Here is a 17,257-nt window from a genome sequence, read left to right as displayed (position 1 = left end):
CAACCACGGGAGGAGGATCATCATGAGGAAAGTTTTTCATCTGCCGGCAATCGCGTTGGCAGCCTTGCTGTCGGCCACTGCGATGCCCGTCTTGGGTGGCCTAGCCGCACCTGCCGCCGCCGCTACCATGTCCGGGGGCTTCGATGTCGGCCCGGGCGGCTTCCAGGGCAACTTCAATCCGCTGGCGGCAACCGCCGGTCTCACCTGGCTCAGCACCTACTTTGAGCCGCTGGTCAGCTACGATGAAAAGCTGCAGAAGATCGTCGGTGTGCTTGCGTCCTCCTATGAGGTGAGCCCGGATCAGTTGACCTATACGTTCAAGCTTGCCGATGCCACGTGGCATGACGGCAAGCCTTTTACGGCCAAGGACGCCAAATTCACCGTCGATCTTGCGGCCAATGCCAAGACCGGCTCGATCTTTGCAGCCCGTTTTAAACTCCTGTCATCCGTCGAGACGCCGGATGACCATACGCTTGTCATCAAGCTTTCCGCGCCTTCCGCGAGCCTGCTTGATACGCTGGCCAAGATCATGGTGCTGCCTGAGCATGCGCTTGCCGCCGTGCCCGTCGATCAGCTTGCGAAGAGCACTTGGTGGTCGACCTCGCCGATTGGGACGGGGCCGTTCAAGTTCGTCAAATATGTGCAGGATCAATATGTCGAGCTGACAGCCAATCCCGACTATCGCGGCGGCAAACCCGTTCTCGATCGGCTGATCAACCGCTATTTCGCCAATCCGGCTGCGGCGATCTCGGCGCTGCGGGCAGGCGAGATCCAGTTCACCTATGTCGATTCCAACGATGTGCCGACCTTCAAGGACGACAAGTCCTTCAAGATCATCGAGGGCGATTCCTTCGTCGTCAATTATCTTGGTTTCAACCAGGATTCGCCACTGTGGAAGGATCTTCGCGTCCGGCAGGCCGTCATGTACGCCATCAATCGCGATGCGATCATCAAGAGCCTCTATGGCGGAGCGGCAAAGCCCGCCAATTGCGCTTATGTCGCCAATCAGTTGGTTCCAGACGGCATCGAAGCCTATCCTTACGATCCGGCCAAGGCCAAACAATTGCTCGACGAGGCCGGCTGGGACAAGATCAACGGCAGCAAGCCGATCACCTTGCTGACCTATTATAACACGCCGCTTGCGACGAACGTATTGGCGGCCGTGCAGGCCATGCTGGCGCAGGTCGGCATCAATGTCGTGCCGCGCGCCGTCGACGCGCCGACGTATAATGGCATCGTGCTGAACCCAAATGCCGACGCATCGCAATTCCAGCTCGTCTATGCCGGCCTTCAGAACGGACCCGATCCAAGCAATATCAACACCGGGCTCAACGAAAAGCAGATCCCGCCGGCGGGCGCCAATGTGGTGCGCGCACGCATGCCCGATCTGACCAAGGCGCTCGATGCGGCGATTGCCGAGACGGACGCCGGCAAGCGTGATCAGCGCTACCAGGATGTCTGCAAGATCATGAACAAGGATCTGCCCTGGGCGACCATGTGGGTGGCGAACCGCTATGGCGTGGTTTCGTCCAAGGTGAAGGATTTCATCTGGACACCGGCGCCGGGCGGCGGGCCATACATCGCGCATCCCGAAGCGTGGAAGCTCTCAAACTAGGTTTTGAGCCGGCCGCAGGCTCGGTGGCTGGCGCATTCCGCGAAACGCAGGTTCGATATGCTGCACTATGGTCTCAGGCGTCTTGTAATCGGCATCGGAATGCTCGTCGCCTTGAGCATACTGGTCTTTGTGTTGCTGCGGTTGACGCCGGGCGATCCGATCGATGCCTATATCGACCCGAGCACGCCTTTATCTCCCGCTGCGATAGCCGATTTGCGTGAGCGCCTCGGGCTGGATCGGCCGCTGCCGCTGCAATATGTCGGCTGGTTGCAGCAGGCTCTGCAGGGAAATCTCGGTTATTCCGTCAAGCGGCTGGATCAACCTGTCTTGACGCTCGTGCTGTCGCGAATTGGTCCGACGGTGCTGCTGATGGGCTCGGCCCTGATCATGGCGATCGTCGCCGGCATTGCCGCAGGCGTCATCGGTGCCGTCAGGCGCAATTCGGTCATGGATATCTCGCTCTCCGTGCTGGCGCTTGCCGGCATATCGAGCCCTGCCTTTCTGAGCGCGCTTCTTGGTCTTTATATCTTTGCCGTGCGTCTCGGCTGGCTGCCCTCGGGCGGCATGCTGACGCCTGGTGAGGACTTTTCCATCGGCGACCTGGTTTGGCATCTTATCCTGCCGGCTTCGCTTCTGGCGATCGCGCAAGCCGCGCTCATCATGCGCTATATGCGTGCTTCGCTGCTGGAGGTCCTCAATCAGGATTACGTGCGCACCGCGCGGGCCAAGGGCGTGTTCGAATTCTGGGTGATCGTCAAGCATGCCCTGGGCAATGCGCTCCTACCTGTCGTAACCGTCATCGGCTCGACCATAGGTCTTGCCATCGGCGGTGCGATCTTCGTCGAAAGTGTCTTCAACTGGCCGGGCATGGGCCTGCTTCTCGTCGATGCGGTCACGTCGCGCGACTATCCCGTCATCATGGGGGCGACGCTCGTCATCGGCGCCTGCGTCATCATCGTCAACCTGCTGACGGATCTCGCCTATGCGGTGATCGATCCGCGCATCAAGGTGGGCTGAGCGATGCTGGCGCGAACCGAACGACCAAGCCATGGCCCACTTGCCCGAGCATTCGATCGCTTCCGGCTGAACGGGGCGGCCCTTTTCGGCGTCTGCATTGCCGTACCGCTGCTGCTGCTGATCGTCACCTATCCGCTTTGGTGGCGGTTCCAGCCCAACGACATCGATCTCCTGGCCATGAACGCGCCGCCCAGTGCAACGCACTGGTTTGGAACGGACGGCGTCGGGCGTGATGTCTTTGCCCGAGTGCTCGAAGGCGGCCGTATATCGCTGATGGTCGCGGCAGGTTCCACCGTCATTTCGGCCATCATCGGCTTTCTGTTCGGTTTCTTGTCTGCCTTTGCCGGCCGCTGGGCGGATGCGCTCAGCATGCGCTTCGTCGATCTGGTCATGACCTTGCCGCCGGTGATCTTCCTGCTGGTGCTGGCCTCCATCACCGGCACGGGCATCTTGCCGACGATAGCGGTCATATCGCTGCTCTCCTGGCCGCTGCTGGCCCGCATGGTGCGTTCCAGGCTGCTGGAACTGCGCGAACGCGATTTCGTCACCGCTGCGCGCGGCATGGGGGCAGGGCTGCCGCACCTGCTGCTGCGCCACGGCATGCCGAACTGCATCGATATTCTGGTTGTCTACGCCACGACGCAGGTTGCCAATGCGATCCTCTTGGAGGCCGGGCTTTCCTTTCTCGGGCTCGGCATTGCACCGCCCGCGGCGAGCTGGGGCAATATGCTGAATGTGGCCCGCTCCACAGCCGTTCTCGAACAATATCCGTGGCAATGGCTGTTTCCCGGCGCAGCTCTGGTGCTTGCCGTCCTTGCCATCAATTTCATCGGCGACGGGCTGAGGGATGCCTTCGATCCGCGCGCCGAGCTTCATTGAACCCAGGAAAGAAAGAGACAATGAGTAAATTCAAGGGCGTGGTGCCTCCCGTTGTAACGCCGCTGAACGACGATTTCACGGTGGATTACGCATCCTATACAAGGGTGCTGGAGCATCTGATCGATGGCGGCTGCCACGGCGTCTTCGTGCTGGGCTCCACCAGCGAAGTCGTCTTCCACGACGAAAAGACACGGCGGGAGATCATCGAGCATTCCGCCAAGGTCGTGAACGGGCGGGTGCCGCTGCTGGTCGGTGTCATCGACCCCACGACAGACCGCGTGATCGCGCATTCGAAAATCGCCGAGGCGGCCGGCGCCGACGCCGTCGTCGTCACCGCTCCGTTCTATACGGTGACCAGCCAGTCAGAGATATTGGATCACTTCCGCTGCATAAGAGATTCTGTCGATGTACCGCTCGTCGCCTATGACATCCCGGTCTGCGTGCATGTGAAGCTGCAGCGCCAGACAGTGGTGACACTCGCCAAGGAAGGGACCATCATCGGGCTAAAGGATTCCAGCGGCGACGACGGCAATTTCCGCTATGCGCTGCTCGATCTTGCCGATCACAAGGATATCTTCCTGATGACCGGCTCCGAAATCGTCGTCGACAATGCGCTTCTGATGGGCGCGCATGGCGTGGTGCCCGGTATCGCCAATGTCGATCCACATGGCTATGTGCGGCTATGGGATGCCGCGCAGCGCGGCGACTGGGCCGCGGCGCGGCGCGAGCAGGAAAGGCTTTGCCGCCTGTTCGAGATCGTCTGGGTCGCGCAGGGCCGCGTCAGCGGCGGTGCGGCCGGCATCGGCGCCTTCAAGGCAGCGATGAAAAGCCTCGGCATCATCGATACCGCTATCATGCCCCGCCCGCGCGCGGCACTGAATGCGGAGGAAACGGCCAGGATCGATGCGATCCTGAAGAATACGGGGCTGCTGTAGGTATGATAGCGCCGGCTGCCCAACCCGTTCTCGATATCAGGGGGCTCAGGACCGTCTTCCGCACCCGCGGCGGCGAGTTGACCGCTGTCAGAGACGTCGACCTGACCATCGACGCGGGCGAGACGCTGGCGCTGGTTGGCGAGTCCGGTTCGGGCAAGTCGGTGACGAGCCTTTCCGTGATGCGGCTTCTGACGCGCAATGTCGGGAAGATCGCAGCTGGCAGCATTCGGTTGCGGGACAGGCAAGGCATCGTCAGCGATCTCGCCACGCTGGACGACAGCCATATGCGTGAGATCCGCGGCGGCGCTATCGGCATGGTATTCCAGGAGCCGATGTCGAGCCTCAATCCGGTCCTGACCATCGGCGATCAGATTGCCGAGCCGATCCGCATTCATCGGCGGGCAGATCGTGCTACCGCGATGCGTGAGGCGATCGCGCTGTTGGAAAGCGTCGGAATTCCCGATGCGCAACGCCGCATCAGGCAATATCCGCATGAACTATCCGGCGGCATGCGGCAGCGCGCGACCATTGCCATGGCGCTTGCCTGCGATCCGGTGCTGCTGATCGCTGACGAGCCGACGACGGCGCTCGACGTCACGATACAGGCGCAGATCCTCGATCTCCTCCAGCGGCTGCAGCGGGAGCGCGGCATGGCGATCCTGTTCGTCACGCATAATCTCGGTGTCGTGGCGGAGATCGCCGATCGCGTCGCCGTCATGTATGCCGGCCGGATTGTCGAGGAAGGGCCGACGGAAACAGTGTTCCGCAATCCGAGGCATCCCTATACTCGCGGCCTTTTGGCCTCCATGCCGCGGCTCGGCGAGGCGACACGGATGCGGCAGGCAGGCGAGCCGCTATACGCTATTCCCGGTGTGGTACCCGGCCTGACGCGCATGCCATCCGGCTGCGCCTTCGCGCCGCGTTGTGCCCACGCGATCCAGGCTTGCGGCGCGGCGGTGCCGCCTCTCGATGCTGTCGATGCAAGCCATGCGAGCCGCTGCATCCGCTGGCGGGAGATTTAGATGACCGAAGTGCTTGTCTCCGTTCGCGATCTTGCCAAGAATTATGTGTCCCGCGGCGCAAGGCTTTCCATACTTCGCGATATCTCCTTCGATATCGGAAAAGGCGAAGTGGTGGGGCTCGTGGGAGAGTCCGGCAGCGGCAAGACGACGATCGGCAGGTCCATCCTGCGATTGATCGAGCCATCGGCCGGCAGCGTCCGCTTCGACGGCACGGAAATGACCAGGCTCGGCGCCGGCGATCTGAGGCGCATGCGACCGCGCATGCAGTATATTTTTCAGGATCCCTTCGCCAGCCTGTCGCCGCGCATGACCATCGGCGAGATCCTGTCCGAGGGGCTGAAGATCCAGCGTATCGGCAGCCGTATGGATCGGCTGGATCGGGCACGCGCGGCGCTCGAACAGGTGGATTTGCCGGCGGACGCGATCAATCGCTATGCCCATGAATTCTCAGGCGGCCAGCGCCAGCGGATCGGTATTGCGCGCGCACTTGCGCTCGGGCCGGAATTTTTGGTCGCTGACGAACCCGTCTCGGCACTGGATGTCTCCATTCAGGCGCAGGTCATCAATCTGCTGCGCAGCCTACAGCAGCGCCTCGCGCTTACCATGCTGTTCATCTCTCATGATCTTGCCGTGGTCGAATATCTCTGTGATCGCGTCATTGTGCTTTATCTCGGGCGGATCATGGAGATTGCTGCAAGCGCTGATCTGTATGCCCGGCCACGCCACCCCTATACCCGCGCGCTGCTCTCGGCCATTCCCTCACCGGACCCGGACAGTAGACGCGACCGGCAAATCCTGAAGGGCGATATTCCGAGCCCGGCAAATCCGCCGAGTGGCTGCGTCTTCCGCACGCGCTGTCCCTTCGCACTCGAGGCCTGCGCGACGACGGTTCCGCAATTGCGGGAGATTGCGCCGGGGCAGTTCAAGGCATGTATTCGCGACGATCTCGATTGACCCCGCTTTCGGGCTGATACGGGTCTCGCGACGCGGCTGGCTATGTCGCACTGCACATTTGACCAAACAGGCCACCTTTGATGTCAAAAAAGTATCGGTTGGACGTACAAGGCGTAGTAGCGGCAAGCGGCTATGAGGGGTAGGGTTACCACATAAAAGATGCGATGGCCTCTGGGAGGAGGCGCCGTAACGGTAACGAATGCGGACGGACGAAAGGAGGTTTGCCGATGAATCCCGATTTGGAAGTGGTCGCGATCGGCAGCGGAGAATCCTTCAAAGCGTGGGAGCACGGCTATCCCTACCGCACGGTGCGTTGGCATTTCCATCCCGAATACGAAATCCATCATGTCGTCGCGACAACGGGTCAATATTTTATCGGCGACTTTATCGGCGAGTTCGAGCCCGGCAATCTGGTGCTGACAGGACCGAACCTCCCGCATAATTGGGTGAGCGACGTGCCTGCCGGTGTCACCCTGCCGCTGCGCTGCCGCGTCCTGCAATTTTCCGAATCCTTCTTTGCCGATGCGAGCAAGGTCTTTCCGGAACTGTCGGCCTGCGCCGGCATTCTTGAGACGAGCCGCCGCGGTGCGCTCTTTACGCCTGAAACGGCGGCCATCGTCGGTCCGATCCTCGGCGAACTGGTCGAGGCATCAGGTATCCGCCGCATCGAACTCTTCATGAATATTCTCGATGCGATGAGCCGTGCCGAGGGCACGCGTACGCTCGCCAGCGCCGGCTATCAGCCGGACCCATCCGGCTTCATGTCGGCGGGCGTCAATCAGGCGCTGGCTTACATCAATGCGCATCTGACCGAGCCATTCAGCGAATGCGATCTGGCCGAATTGACCGGCCAGAGCCCGAGCGCCTTTTCGCGCAGCTTCCGCCGCCATACCGGTATGGCGCTGGTTCAGTATGTCAATAGGCTGCGCATCAACTTTGCCTGCCATCTGCTCATGAGCAAGGCCGAGATGACGATCACCGACATCTGCTTTGCGGCAGGCTTCAACAATATCTCGAACTTCAATCGGCGTTTTCTGGATCAGAAGGGCATGGCGCCCTCCCGGTTCAGGTCGCTCTTGGCACAGCACGCACGCGCGGTGGAGGCCGCCTAACACAAGGGAGGACAGGGAGGAGAGACAAAATTCAGGGCAAGCGAACGGGCAGGCGCCTTTGCCGTCCGAAGGAGAAAGCTTGCCCGAAATTACCGCCGCGTCGGTCACATGACCGCTCTCGGCGAACCACCAAACAAGAGCATCGCGTGCGGACAGCCGTGATGATCGAGGGAAACTATTACCATTTGGAACGGAGAAATTCCAATGAACCATTTCGCACTGAAAATCGCAGGCGCTGCCGCGCTTGCGGTCGGTCTTCTGGCTGGCACTTCCGCCTTCGCGCAATCGACCAAAGTGACGGACGCGACCGTCGCCTTTCTGATGCCCGACCAGAGCTCCACACGCTATGAAGAGCATGATTTCCCCGGTTTCCAGGCCGAGATGAAGAAGCTCTGCGCCGGCTGCAAGGTCATCTATCAGAACGCCAATGGCGATGCCTCGCGTCAGCAGCAGCAGTTCAATTCGGCGATCTCGCAGGGCGCAAAAGCCATTGTGCTCGACCCGGTAGATTCGACGGCCGCCGCCTCATTGGTGAAGCTCGCGCAGAGCCAGGGCGTGCGTGTCATTGCCTATGACCGTCCGATCCCGTCGGCTGCTGCCGACTATTATGTCTCCTTCAACAATGAAGAGATCGGCAAAATGATCGCCAAGTCGCTGGTCGATCATCTGAAGGCGAAGGGCGTGAAGGCTGGCGATGGCGGCCTTCTTGAGATCAACGGCTCGCCGACGGATGCTGCCGCCGGCCTCATCAAGAAGGGCATTCATGCCGGTCTCGCCGACGGCGGCTATCCGGTGCTCGCCGAATTTGACACGCCGGAATGGGCGCCGCCGAAGGCGCAGCAATGGGCAAGCGGTCAGATCACGCGCTTCGGCAAGAAGATCCTCGGCGTCGTCGCCGCCAATGACGGCACGGGTGGCGCAGCTGTCGCCGCCTTCAAGGCTGCCGGCTACGATCCGGTACCGCCGGTAACGGGCAACGACGCGACCATCGCCGGCCTGCAGCTCATCATTTCCGGCGATCAATATAATACGATCTCCAAGCCGAGCGAGATCGTTGCCGCAGCTGCCGCCAACGTTGCGATCGAGCTGCTCTCCGGCGAGACGCCGAAGGCCGACACGAAGCTCTTCGACACGCCGACCAAGCTCTTCACGCCGGCCCTGGTCACGTCCGAAAATCTGAAGGCCGAGATCATCGACAAGACGGTCAACGGCAAGCCGATCCAGACGCCGGAACAGCTCTGCAACGACCGTTATGCCGATGGCTGCAAGAAGCTCGGTATCGGCAGCTAAGGCTGCTCCTCTCAGTCTCCGGCCGCTTCGGCGGCCGGAGGCAAACGCATCCGATAGCATTTCAACCCGAGAAGGTGGCGAGTCATGAGTGACGCTTCCGATCATAGAGCCCCGTCCGGCGAGCTTGTGCTCAGCCTCAAAGGGATCTCCAAACACTTCGGCGCCGTCTCGGCACTGACGGACATCAACCTCGATGTGCATGCCGGTGAAGTCGTGGCGCTTGTCGGCGACAATGGTGCCGGCAAATCGACGCTCGTCAAGGTTCTGGCCGGCGTCCATCAGCCGAGTTCAGGCACGATTACATTCCGCGGCAAGCAGGTGACGCTCAGCGATCCCGCAACGGCACTTGATCTCGGTATCGCCACGGTCTTTCAGGATCTTGCCCTTTGCGAAAACCTCGATGTCGTTGCGAACATCTTTCTCGGCCGGGAACTGAGCCCGATGAAGCTCGACGAAACCGCCATGGAGGTTCGCGCCTGGACGCTGCTGAATGAGCTCGCGGCGCGCATTCCGAGCGTGCGCATCCCCATCGCATCGCTTTCCGGCGGTCAGCGGCAGACGGTGGCGATCGCCCGTTCGCTGCTGCTCGAGCCGAAACTCATCATGCTCGACGAGCCCACCGCAGCGCTCGGCGTCGCGCAAACCGCGGAAGTGCTGAACCTCATCGAGCGTGTCCGCGATAAGGGGCTCGGCGTCATCATGATCAGCCACAATATGGAGGATGTGCGCGCCGTCGCCGACCGTATCGTCGTGCTACGCCTCGGCCGCAACAACGGCATCTTCTATCCAGATGCCTCGAACCAGGAACTCGTCAGCGCCATCACCGGAGCCACGGAAAACGCCGTGTCGCGACGCGCAGGGCGGCGTCAGGCCCAGCAGGAATTGAGGGAAGGGGGCCAGCCATGAGCCAGGACAGCAAGCAATCGACCATGCTGCTCGACCGCAGCGATGTCCGCGTCAACCATGATACCGGGCTTGGCGCGACTATTCGCTCCTCGATCGACAAGGTGCGCTCCGGCGACTTGGGCTCGTTGCCCGTCGTCGTCGGCCTCGTCATCATCTGGACGGTGTTCGGCACGCTGAACCCGACCTTCCTATCCAGCAACAACCTCGCCAACCTGCTGTTCGACGCCTCGACCGTCGGCATCATTTCGCTGGGCATCGTCTGTGTACTGATGGTCGGCGAGATCGACCTTTCGGTCGGCTCGATCAGCGGCTTCGCCTCGGCCATGGTCGGCATGCTCTGGGTCAATGAGGGCTGGCCGGTGGCGTTGGCGATCCTGGCGGCGCTGGTCGTCGGCGGTGTGATTGGCGTGATCTATGCCGTACTGTTCAACCGCTTGGGCATGCCGAGCTTCGTTGCCACATTGGCAGGTCTTCTCGCCGTACTCGGCATGCAGCTCTACCTGCTTGGCGCCACCGGCTCGATCAATCTGCCCTATGGCTCGGCGATCGTGAATTTCGGTCAGCTCCTCGTCATTCCTCGACCGCTTGCGTATCTCTTCGCGCTTATTCCGGGTGTGGTTCTGCTGGCGACCGGCTTGGGCACTGTGCGGCGACGCAGGCAGGCGAACCTCTCCGCGCCCTCCGTCGGCGGCTTGCTGGCGAAGGCGGCTGTGATCACCGTGGCCTTGGAGTTCGTCGCCTTCTATCTCAATCAGGATCGTGGCATTCCCTGGATGTTTGCCTTGTTCGTGGTGCTGGTCATTGTCGTGGACTATGCGCTGACGCGCACGCAATGGGGCCGGTCGATGTCCGCCGTCGGCGGCAATCGCGAGGCGGCGCGCCGGGCCGGCATCAATGTCCGGCGCATCTATACCAGCGCCTTCGTTCTCTGCGCCATGTTTGCGGCGCTTGGTGGTGTGCTGGCGGCGGCACGTCTCGCCTCGGCTAGCCAGCAGGCGGGTACAGGCGACGTCAATCTGAATGCGATTGCGGCGGCCGTCATCGGCGGCACCAGCCTCTTCGGCGGCCGCGGCAGCGCCTATTCGGCTCTGCTCGGCATCATCGTCATCCAGTCGATCGCCAGCGGCCTCACCATGCTCGATCTGTCGTCGGCGCTTCGCTACATGATCACAGGCGCAGTTCTTGCCATTGCCGTCATCGTCGACTCGCTCGCCCGTCGTTCCCGCGCCTCGCATGGGCGCGGCTGATTTCTTCAAGAAGGTAAGGATTGTTATGAGACAGGATTTTGCCGGCAAGGTCGCCGCCATCACCGGGGCTGCCTCTGGAATTGGACTGGAATGCGCCAAATCGCTATTGAAAGAGGGCGCCAGCGTCGCCCTCGTCGACCGGGCCGAAGACAGCCTGAAAAGCCTTTGCGCCGAATTGGGGCCGAACGCCTTTCCCGTCGTCGTCGATCTTCTGAACCCCGAGAGCGTAGCGGCGATGATGCCGCAGATTCTTGGCAAGTTCGGTAAGCTTGATATCTTCCATGCCAATGCCGGCGCCTATATCGGCGGCGAGGTGGCGGAAGGCGATCCCGATTCCTGGGACCGGATGCTGGATCTGAATATCAACGCGGCCTTCCGCTCAGTTCGCATGGTGTTGCCGCATATGATCGAGCGCAAGACCGGCGATATCATCATGACGAGCTCGATCGCCGGTCTGGTGCCGGTGGTCTGGGAGCCGATCTACACTGCCTCCAAACATGCCATCCAGGCTTTCACCCACACGGTTCGGCGCCAGGTCGCCAAGCATGGTATCCGCGTCGGCGCCGTGGCGCCGGGGCCGGTGGTAACGGCGCTGATCAGCGATTGGCCACAGGCAAAGCTTGACGAAGCGATTGCCGCGGGTGGCCTCATGGAGGCGACGGAAGTGGCGGAAGCGGTGCTCTTCATGCTATCGAGGCCGCGGAACATCGTAATCCGGGATCTGGTGATCCTGCCTTTGAGTACGGATCTCTGATGACAGCACCCTATTTCATCGGCATCGATGTCGGCACCGGCAGCGCCCGGGCCGGGGTTTTCGATGCGCATGGCCATCTGCTCGCCGCCGCCAAGCGGCCGATTACCATCTGGCACGAGGCCGGCAGCATCGTCGAGCAGTCAAGCGAGCAGATATGGAGAGCCGTCTGCGACAGCGTCAAAGAGGCTGTCGCAACGGCAAAGATAGCGGCCGGTGACGTTTCGGGCATCGGCTTCGATGCAACCTGTTCACTGGTCGCGGTCAAGGCGGATGGCCGGCCCGTTGCTGTGGGACCATCGGGCGATGCCAATCGCAATATCATCGTCTGGATGGATCATCGTGCGGCCGGCGAGGCGGCGGAGATCAATTCCGGCAATCATGCCGTGCTGCGCTATGTCGGCGGCCGGATCTCGCCCGAGATGGAGACGCCGAAGCTCCTGTGGCTGAAGCGAAACCTGCCGCAATCCTTCGCGGCAACGGATCATTTCTTCGATCTTGCCGACTATCTGACCTGGCGCGCGACCGGCTCGCTGCAGAGATCCGTGTGCACGGTGACATGCAAATGGACCTATCTCGCCCACGAGAAGCGCTGGGATGCGCAATATTTCAAGGATATCGGCCTTGGTGAGTTGGCCGACGAAGGCTTTGTGCGGATCGGCACCGAGATCGTCGAGCCGGGTACGGCACTCGGTGGCGGCTTGAACGACGCTGCCGCCGGCGATCTTGGCCTCGTCGTTGGTACGCCGGTCGGCGCGTCGCTGATCGATGCCCATGCGGGCGGCGTCGGGACGCTCGGCGGGCAGGGGGCGGACGGCAAAGCCGATGTCCGGCACAGGCTCGCCTATATCTTCGGCACCTCCGCCTGTTCGATGGCGTCGAGTGATGACGCTGTCTTCGTCGATGGCGTTTGGGGACCTTATTATTCTGCCATGGTGCCTGGCCTCTGGTTGACCGAAGGCGGGCAATCTGCGGCAGGGGCGGCGATCGATCATCTCGTTACCATGCATCCGGCAAGTGGTGAGGCGCGTGCCAGGGCCGAAGCGGAAGACTTGTCGCTCGTCGCCTGGCTTGACCGGCAGGCCATGAAGGCGGTCAGGAATGCGTCCGACGCCGTGAAGCTCGCGCTGTCCATCCAAGTCGTGCCCGAATTCCTCGGCAATCGTTCGCCCTATGCCGATCCCGACGCTCGCGCCGTTATCTCCGGCCTCGGGCTGGAAACTGGCATCGATGATCTTGTCGCGCTCTATGTCGCCGGCCTTTGCGGCATCGGCTATGGCCTCAAGCAGCTGCTCGAAAAGCTGGCTCAGGACGGCATTGCCTGCGATCTCATCATCGCCAGCGGCGGGGCTGCCCAGAGCGGATTGGTACGTCAGCTTTTGGCGGATACGACCGGCAGGCCGGTCGCTGTCGCCGACACGGAGGAACCCGTTTTGCTCGGTGCGGCCATGCTCGGCGCCACGGCCGGCGGCCATTGCGGCTCGCTTGTGGGAGCCATGGCTGCCATGTCACGGCTGGCGAAGAGGTTCGAGCCGGCGGATGGTACCATCAGGGCGTTGCATGAACGGCGTTACGAAGCTTTTGAGCTGCTGCAATCGGCAGATCGCAGCATCCGCACCTTGATGGCGTCGTAAGTCTGGCGGAACAACATTTATCGCTCCAATTCATAAGTCTATACGACGATAGCCCTCTACCGCTTTGTCAATTGCAGGCTAGATTGCCCTCATGCAGCGGAGCCGTCACGGCTCATCGCAGGAAAGGATGGTCATCATGGATATCACGAGGAACGGTGCGCAGCCCTCCGGCAAAGGCCCTTCGGACTGGTTCACCGGTACAGTCCGGATTGACCCGGTCTTTGTGGCTAATGATGCGCGGCGCGCCGCAGCGAGCAGCGTCACGTTTGAACCCGGCGCGAGGACGGCATGGCATACCCACCCGCGCGGCCAGACCTTGATCGTCACCGCCGGCCTGGGTCTCGTTCAGCGCGATGGCGGTCCGGTCGAGGAGATCCGGCCCGGGGATGTCGTCTGGTTCGAACCGAATGAGAAGCATTGGCACGGTGCTTCGCCGACGACAGCCATGACCCATATCGCCATCCAGGAACACCTTGACGGCAAGGTGGTGGACTGGCTGGAGCATGTGACGGACGAGCAATATCACGCGAGGTGAAGGTCCAATCAGCGGTCGGCCAGCACCGAGCGGATCGCTTGCAGGCAATCAACTCTTGCCATAAGTCAGCCTCACGAGGTCAATATAGATGGAACCCTGCCGCTTCCGCGGCACGTCCTAACGATCGAATGCCCCCGCGACGCAACTGGCCTCGCGATGGCAGCAATACGGATGGGGAAATATCATGCTTCGGCTTGTGATTGGCGCGGCTCTTGCGCTTGCAGTGCTCACCTGGTCCAACGCGCAATGTATGCAGATGCCGACGGGTTTTCCCCTACTGTCGGGCAGCGTATTTGCCGCCGATTGAACTCGGCGTAATCAGGCAGATGTCGCCATAGCGGCGGTGCTGGCCGTAGGCAGATAAGTGTTCGGTTGCATCGCCGCGTAGTGTCGATGCACTGGCACGAATCGAGGATATCCGATGACCTCTGTTGAGCGTCCCATGCCGAGCGAAGCCGGCATCCTGCAGTTCATGGAGATCTGTGAGTCCTTCTATCCGCCGGATGCGGTAACGGCCTCCATTGCACAGCAGCGCCAATGGTATGACGCGCTTTGCGCTCGTTTCGATCGCCCCTTGCCGGAGGGCATGCGGACTACAGATGGCTTCGTATCCGGAACGATTCCTGTCAGGCGTTACAGGCCCGCCAACATCCGTACGACAACGATACTCCTCTATCTCCATGGCGGCGGTTTCGTCGTCGGTTCGCTCGAGAGCCATCATGCGATCTGCGCTGAGGTCGCCGATCATGCCGGCGCCGAGCTGCTCTCGGTCGATTACCGGCTGGCGCCGGAATATCGCTGGCCGGCCCAGACGGATGATTGTTTCAGCGTTCTCAAGCAACTGCTCGCCGAAAAGAAGTCAGTCGTGCTGATCGGTGACAGCGCCGGCGGCAATCTCGCGGCAGGGCTGGCGGTGCGCGCGCAAGCCGAGCGGCTTTCGGGCATCGTCGGTCAGATCCTGATCTATCCCGCACTCGGCGGCGATCTCGTCTCCGGCTCCTATGAGGAGATGGCCGAGGCGCCGGGCCTGACGACGGCCGATGTCGCCTACTACCGCACCGTTCTGCAGGCGCCGGAAGGCGATCCGGTCGCAGGACCGCTTGCCTTAGCCACCATGGCCGGTCTTCCGCCAACCTTCATTACCGTTGCGCATTACGATCCGCTGCGCGACGATGGCCGCAACTATGCGGCGCGTCTCGCACAGGCGGGGATCGAGGTCTGGTTCCGCGAGGAGCCGCAGATGGTGCATGCCTGGCTGCGGGCACGGCATATGAGTGAAGGTGCGCGGGCCGGCTTTGCCGCCATCTGCGCAGCGGCAAGCCGGTTTGCGGGATCGCGCTGAACTACATCAGGTCGCGGGCGATACGTTTCTCCTCGAAGGTCTTCCGGAAGATTTCGGTCTCGCCCTCATAGGCAACGACCGAGGCGCTGATGATCCAGTCCCTTGCCGTGCAGGATATGGACGACGTTGCCACCGTGCGGACGAACCAGTCGGGGCGGCTCATGTCGCAGGTCCATGTCGAGATGCCTGTCATCGATAGCGGATCGTCCGGCGCGATCGACCAGACCTCTTCGCGCAGCTGCCGCGTGGAAAGTCCGGTGCCGGGATGTTCGGAGAGGCCGGTATCCTCATAAATTTCATAGCGGGTGACGCCGGCTGAGAGATCACGAACCACCTGCCGCTTCGTCGAGCCTGGTGCGTGTTCGATATATTTCGGCAGCGGATCGGGATTGTCGGGCTGCTTGATGTCGATGATCTCATGCGCACCGAGCTTGGGCAAAGCAAGGCCGATGGAGGCGATGTCGATCGTCAGGCCCGGATCTTCCGGTGGCGGCAGGACCATCGGCCAATAGGCTGTCGATAGAGACAGGCGAATGCGATGCCCCTTGCGGAAACGATAGCCGCAGGCATCGAGCGTCACAGTCACTCTGACCTGCTGACCCTTAATCAGCGGTTCCGGCGCGGCATTGCCGTTGCGATGGGCGAGGTTGAGCACGCCGAAGGAAACGCGCGTTGCCGTGCCGTCCGGATGGATATCGACGAGCCTTGCGCAGAGATTGGCGGTTTCGGCGTCGCATCTGAGCGTCAAGGTGACGACGGGGCGGCCGAGATAGTCGTGATCCTCGACCAGCGGTGCGGTCTGGAACGTCAGCGACCCGGCATCGTCGACGCGCTGATCGATTGCCATTTCCGCATCCGGCTTCAGGGTAAACCATTCGCCCGAGGCCGTACCCGTGTCGAGCGGCGAGCGCAGATAGACGGGATGTTCCGGTGCGTGCGGGATTGGCATGCCTTCCATCAGCGTGCCGAATTGCTCAACATAGAAGCACTGCATCTCCGGCTGCTGCCATTCTTGCTTCGCGATCCAGAAACCGGGGTCGAAGTCGCGGCGTTTGGCGGGTTTTATGGCATCAAGAATATAGGCGCGCACCGACGGCATGGCCTCGGCGCCGTTGCGTTCGCCGCGCAGCCAATGGTTCCACCAGGCGATGGCTTCTCCGTGGAAATCGACCCGCGGCTTTGGCCAGGCGAAATGCGGATATTTATGGACCCATGGACCGATCAGCGCCTTCGCCTTATCCCCGAGGCCTTCGACCGCGAGCAGTGGCGTATTGCGATAACCGTCAGCCCAGCCGGCGATGACGATGGCGGGGATATCGAAGCCTGCAAAATCTTCGCAGATCGAGCCATGCCGCCAGAAATCGTCACGACGCTGGTGCTGGAGCCATTCCTCCATGAAGAAGGGTTCCTGCTCGAGGCGCTCCAGCCACATATCGCGCCAGTCGTCGCCAACGATGGCCGGGTCGGGCGAGCGAGACTGATAGCCGAGCATGGTCGCCGCCCAGGAGAGCTGGGCGGAGAGATGGCAGCCGTTCTTGTAGTGGATATCGTCATTATAGCGATCGACCGTGGAGGCGATCGAAATCACCGCTTTCAACGCGGGCGGCTTCAAGGCCGCGACCTGCAGGCAGTTGAAACCGCCCCAGGAAATGCCCATCATGCCGACCGAGCCGTTCGACCACGGCTGTGCTGCGATCCAGGCAATCAGCTCGCAGGCGTTCGCAAGCTCGAGCTCTGTATATTCGCCATCGATGACGCCGCTGGATTCGCCGGAGCCTCTGATATCGACACGAACGCCGGCAATGCCTACTGCAGCGAAGACCGGATAGGTGGATTCGTCACGCGGACTTGTCCCGTCGCGCTTGCGGTAAGGCAGGAACTCGAAAACGGCGGGCACGGGATCCTTCTCAGCGCCGTCGGGCATCCAGATGCGTGCGGCGAGCCGCGTTCCGTCCTTCAGGGTGATCCATTGATTTTCGATGGTGGTGAAGCTGCGCTCGGCCATGATCATATATATC

The 17,257-nt window shown here is 61.7% G+C and carries 16 protein-coding genes; 15 read left to right on the top strand and 1 reads right to left on the bottom strand.

What is annotated here, in order from left to right; all coding sequences use genetic code 11:
* Nucleotides 1-82 precede the first annotated feature (82 nt).
* The 15 genes from FBZ97_RS07735 to FBZ97_RS07670 all read left to right on the top strand — a co-directional run bounded on the left by FBZ97_RS07735 (nucleotide 83) and on the right by FBZ97_RS07670 (nucleotide 15,239).
* Complete coding sequence (locus tag FBZ97_RS07735; protein ID WP_246661751.1) at nucleotides 83-1,615, top strand: ABC transporter substrate-binding protein; 1,533 nt, start codon at nucleotides 83-85, stop codon at nucleotides 1,613-1,615.
* Between the two features lie 57 nt (nucleotides 1,616-1,672).
* Nucleotides 1,673-2,632 (top strand): ABC transporter permease, encoded by a 960-nt coding sequence (locus tag FBZ97_RS07730; protein ID WP_145317988.1) that lies wholly within the window; start codon nucleotides 1,673-1,675, stop codon nucleotides 2,630-2,632.
* A gap of 3 nt (nucleotides 2,633-2,635) precedes the next feature.
* A complete protein-coding gene (locus FBZ97_RS07725; RefSeq protein ID WP_145317985.1) occupies nucleotides 2,636-3,511 on the top strand; it encodes an ABC transporter permease in 876 nt (291 codons plus the stop codon).
* Between the two features lie 20 nt (nucleotides 3,512-3,531).
* Complete coding sequence (locus FBZ97_RS07720) at nucleotides 3,532-4,446, top strand: dihydrodipicolinate synthase family protein (RefSeq protein WP_145317982.1); 915 nt, start codon at nucleotides 3,532-3,534, stop codon at nucleotides 4,444-4,446.
* Nucleotides 4,447-4,451: 5 nt separating this feature from the next.
* Entirely contained in the window at nucleotides 4,452-5,468 is a 1,017-nt protein-coding gene (locus FBZ97_RS07715; protein WP_145319973.1) for an ABC transporter ATP-binding protein, read from the top strand.
* Nucleotides 5,469-6,422: an ABC transporter ATP-binding protein gene (locus FBZ97_RS07710; protein ID WP_145317979.1), complete on the top strand. Its 954-nt coding sequence runs from the start codon at nucleotides 5,469-5,471 to the stop codon at nucleotides 6,420-6,422.
* A 227-nt stretch (nucleotides 6,423-6,649) separates the two neighbouring features.
* On the top strand, nucleotides 6,650-7,534 hold the full coding sequence (locus FBZ97_RS07705) for an AraC family transcriptional regulator (protein ID WP_145317976.1): 885 nt from the start codon (nucleotides 6,650-6,652) through the stop codon (nucleotides 7,532-7,534).
* 204 nt (nucleotides 7,535-7,738) lie between these two features.
* Nucleotides 7,739-8,824: a sugar ABC transporter substrate-binding protein gene (locus FBZ97_RS07700; RefSeq protein ID WP_145317973.1), complete on the top strand. Its 1,086-nt coding sequence runs from the start codon at nucleotides 7,739-7,741 to the stop codon at nucleotides 8,822-8,824.
* 84 nt (nucleotides 8,825-8,908) lie between these two features.
* Nucleotides 8,909-9,730: an ATP-binding cassette domain-containing protein gene (locus FBZ97_RS07695; protein WP_112724449.1), complete on the top strand. Its 822-nt coding sequence runs from the start codon at nucleotides 8,909-8,911 to the stop codon at nucleotides 9,728-9,730.
* A complete protein-coding gene (locus FBZ97_RS07690; RefSeq protein WP_145317970.1) occupies nucleotides 9,727-10,977 on the top strand; it encodes a sugar ABC transporter permease in 1,251 nt (416 codons plus the stop codon). Before FBZ97_RS07695 ends, FBZ97_RS07690 begins: the two co-directional genes overlap by 4 nt.
* A 25-nt stretch (nucleotides 10,978-11,002) precedes the next feature.
* On the top strand, nucleotides 11,003-11,731 hold the full coding sequence (locus tag FBZ97_RS07685; RefSeq protein WP_145317966.1) for an SDR family oxidoreductase: 729 nt from the start codon (nucleotides 11,003-11,005) through the stop codon (nucleotides 11,729-11,731).
* On the top strand, nucleotides 11,731-13,362 hold the full coding sequence (locus FBZ97_RS07680) for an FGGY-family carbohydrate kinase (protein ID WP_145317963.1): 1,632 nt from the start codon (nucleotides 11,731-11,733) through the stop codon (nucleotides 13,360-13,362). Before FBZ97_RS07685 ends, FBZ97_RS07680 begins: the two co-directional genes overlap by 1 nt.
* A gap of 133 nt (nucleotides 13,363-13,495) precedes the next feature.
* The gene (locus FBZ97_RS07675) at nucleotides 13,496-13,897 is read left to right on the top strand and encodes a cupin domain-containing protein (protein ID WP_113351197.1); all 402 of its coding nucleotides are present in this window, start codon (nucleotides 13,496-13,498) and stop codon (nucleotides 13,895-13,897) included.
* A 184-nt stretch (nucleotides 13,898-14,081) separates the two neighbouring features.
* Nucleotides 14,082-14,204 (top strand): hypothetical protein, encoded by a 123-nt coding sequence (locus FBZ97_RS35035; RefSeq protein WP_281406120.1) that lies wholly within the window; start codon nucleotides 14,082-14,084, stop codon nucleotides 14,202-14,204.
* A 114-nt stretch (nucleotides 14,205-14,318) separates the two neighbouring features.
* Nucleotides 14,319-15,239, top strand: a complete 921-nt coding sequence (locus tag FBZ97_RS07670) for an alpha/beta hydrolase (RefSeq protein WP_145317960.1) — start codon at nucleotides 14,319-14,321, stop codon at nucleotides 15,237-15,239.
* A 1-nt stretch (nucleotide 15,240) separates the two neighbouring features.
* Here FBZ97_RS07670 and FBZ97_RS07665 read toward each other — a convergent pair whose 3' ends face one another.
* Nucleotides 15,241-17,244, bottom strand: coding sequence for a CocE/NonD family hydrolase (locus FBZ97_RS07665; RefSeq protein ID WP_145317957.1), 2,004 nt, complete (start codon nucleotides 17,242-17,244; stop codon nucleotides 15,241-15,243).
* Nucleotides 17,245-17,257 lie beyond the last annotated feature (13 nt).

This window comes from Rhizobium sp. ERR 942, from assembly GCF_007828395.1.
Taxonomy (GTDB): Bacteria; Pseudomonadota; Alphaproteobacteria; order Rhizobiales; family Rhizobiaceae; genus Rhizobium; species Rhizobium dioscoreae.
The sequence above is the reverse complement of the archived record's forward strand: the minus strand, read 5'-3'. Positions and strand labels throughout refer to the sequence as shown.

Bases quoted from the DNA above. Each gene is read 5' to 3' on its own strand.
- FBZ97_RS07735 (WP_246661751.1), top strand. From the start codon at position 83: ATGCCCGTCTTGGGTGGCCTAGCCGCACCTGCCGCCGCCGCTACCATG.
- FBZ97_RS07730 (WP_145317988.1), top strand. From the start codon at position 1,673: ATGCTGCACTATGGTCTCAGGCGTCTTGTAATCGGCATCGGAATGCTC.
- FBZ97_RS07725 (WP_145317985.1), top strand. From the start codon at position 2,636: ATGCTGGCGCGAACCGAACGACCAAGCCATGGCCCACTTGCCCGAGCA.
- FBZ97_RS07720 (WP_145317982.1), top strand. From the start codon at position 3,532: ATGAGTAAATTCAAGGGCGTGGTGCCTCCCGTTGTAACGCCGCTGAAC.
- FBZ97_RS07710 (WP_145317979.1), top strand. From the start codon at position 5,469: ATGACCGAAGTGCTTGTCTCCGTTCGCGATCTTGCCAAGAATTATGTG.
- FBZ97_RS07705 (WP_145317976.1), top strand. From the start codon at position 6,650: ATGAATCCCGATTTGGAAGTGGTCGCGATCGGCAGCGGAGAATCCTTC.
- FBZ97_RS07700 (WP_145317973.1), top strand. From the start codon at position 7,739: ATGAACCATTTCGCACTGAAAATCGCAGGCGCTGCCGCGCTTGCGGTC.
- FBZ97_RS07695 (WP_112724449.1), top strand. From the start codon at position 8,909: ATGAGTGACGCTTCCGATCATAGAGCCCCGTCCGGCGAGCTTGTGCTC.
- FBZ97_RS07690 (WP_145317970.1), top strand. From the start codon at position 9,727: ATGAGCCAGGACAGCAAGCAATCGACCATGCTGCTCGACCGCAGCGAT.
- FBZ97_RS07685 (WP_145317966.1), top strand. From the start codon at position 11,003: ATGAGACAGGATTTTGCCGGCAAGGTCGCCGCCATCACCGGGGCTGCC.
- FBZ97_RS07680 (WP_145317963.1), top strand. From the start codon at position 11,731: ATGACAGCACCCTATTTCATCGGCATCGATGTCGGCACCGGCAGCGCC.
- FBZ97_RS35035 (WP_281406120.1), top strand. From the start codon at position 14,082: ATGCTTCGGCTTGTGATTGGCGCGGCTCTTGCGCTTGCAGTGCTCACC.
- FBZ97_RS07670 (WP_145317960.1), top strand. From the start codon at position 14,319: ATGACCTCTGTTGAGCGTCCCATGCCGAGCGAAGCCGGCATCCTGCAG.
- FBZ97_RS07665 (WP_145317957.1), bottom strand. From the start codon at position 17,244: ATGGCCGAGCGCAGCTTCACCACCATCGAAAATCAATGGATCACCCTG.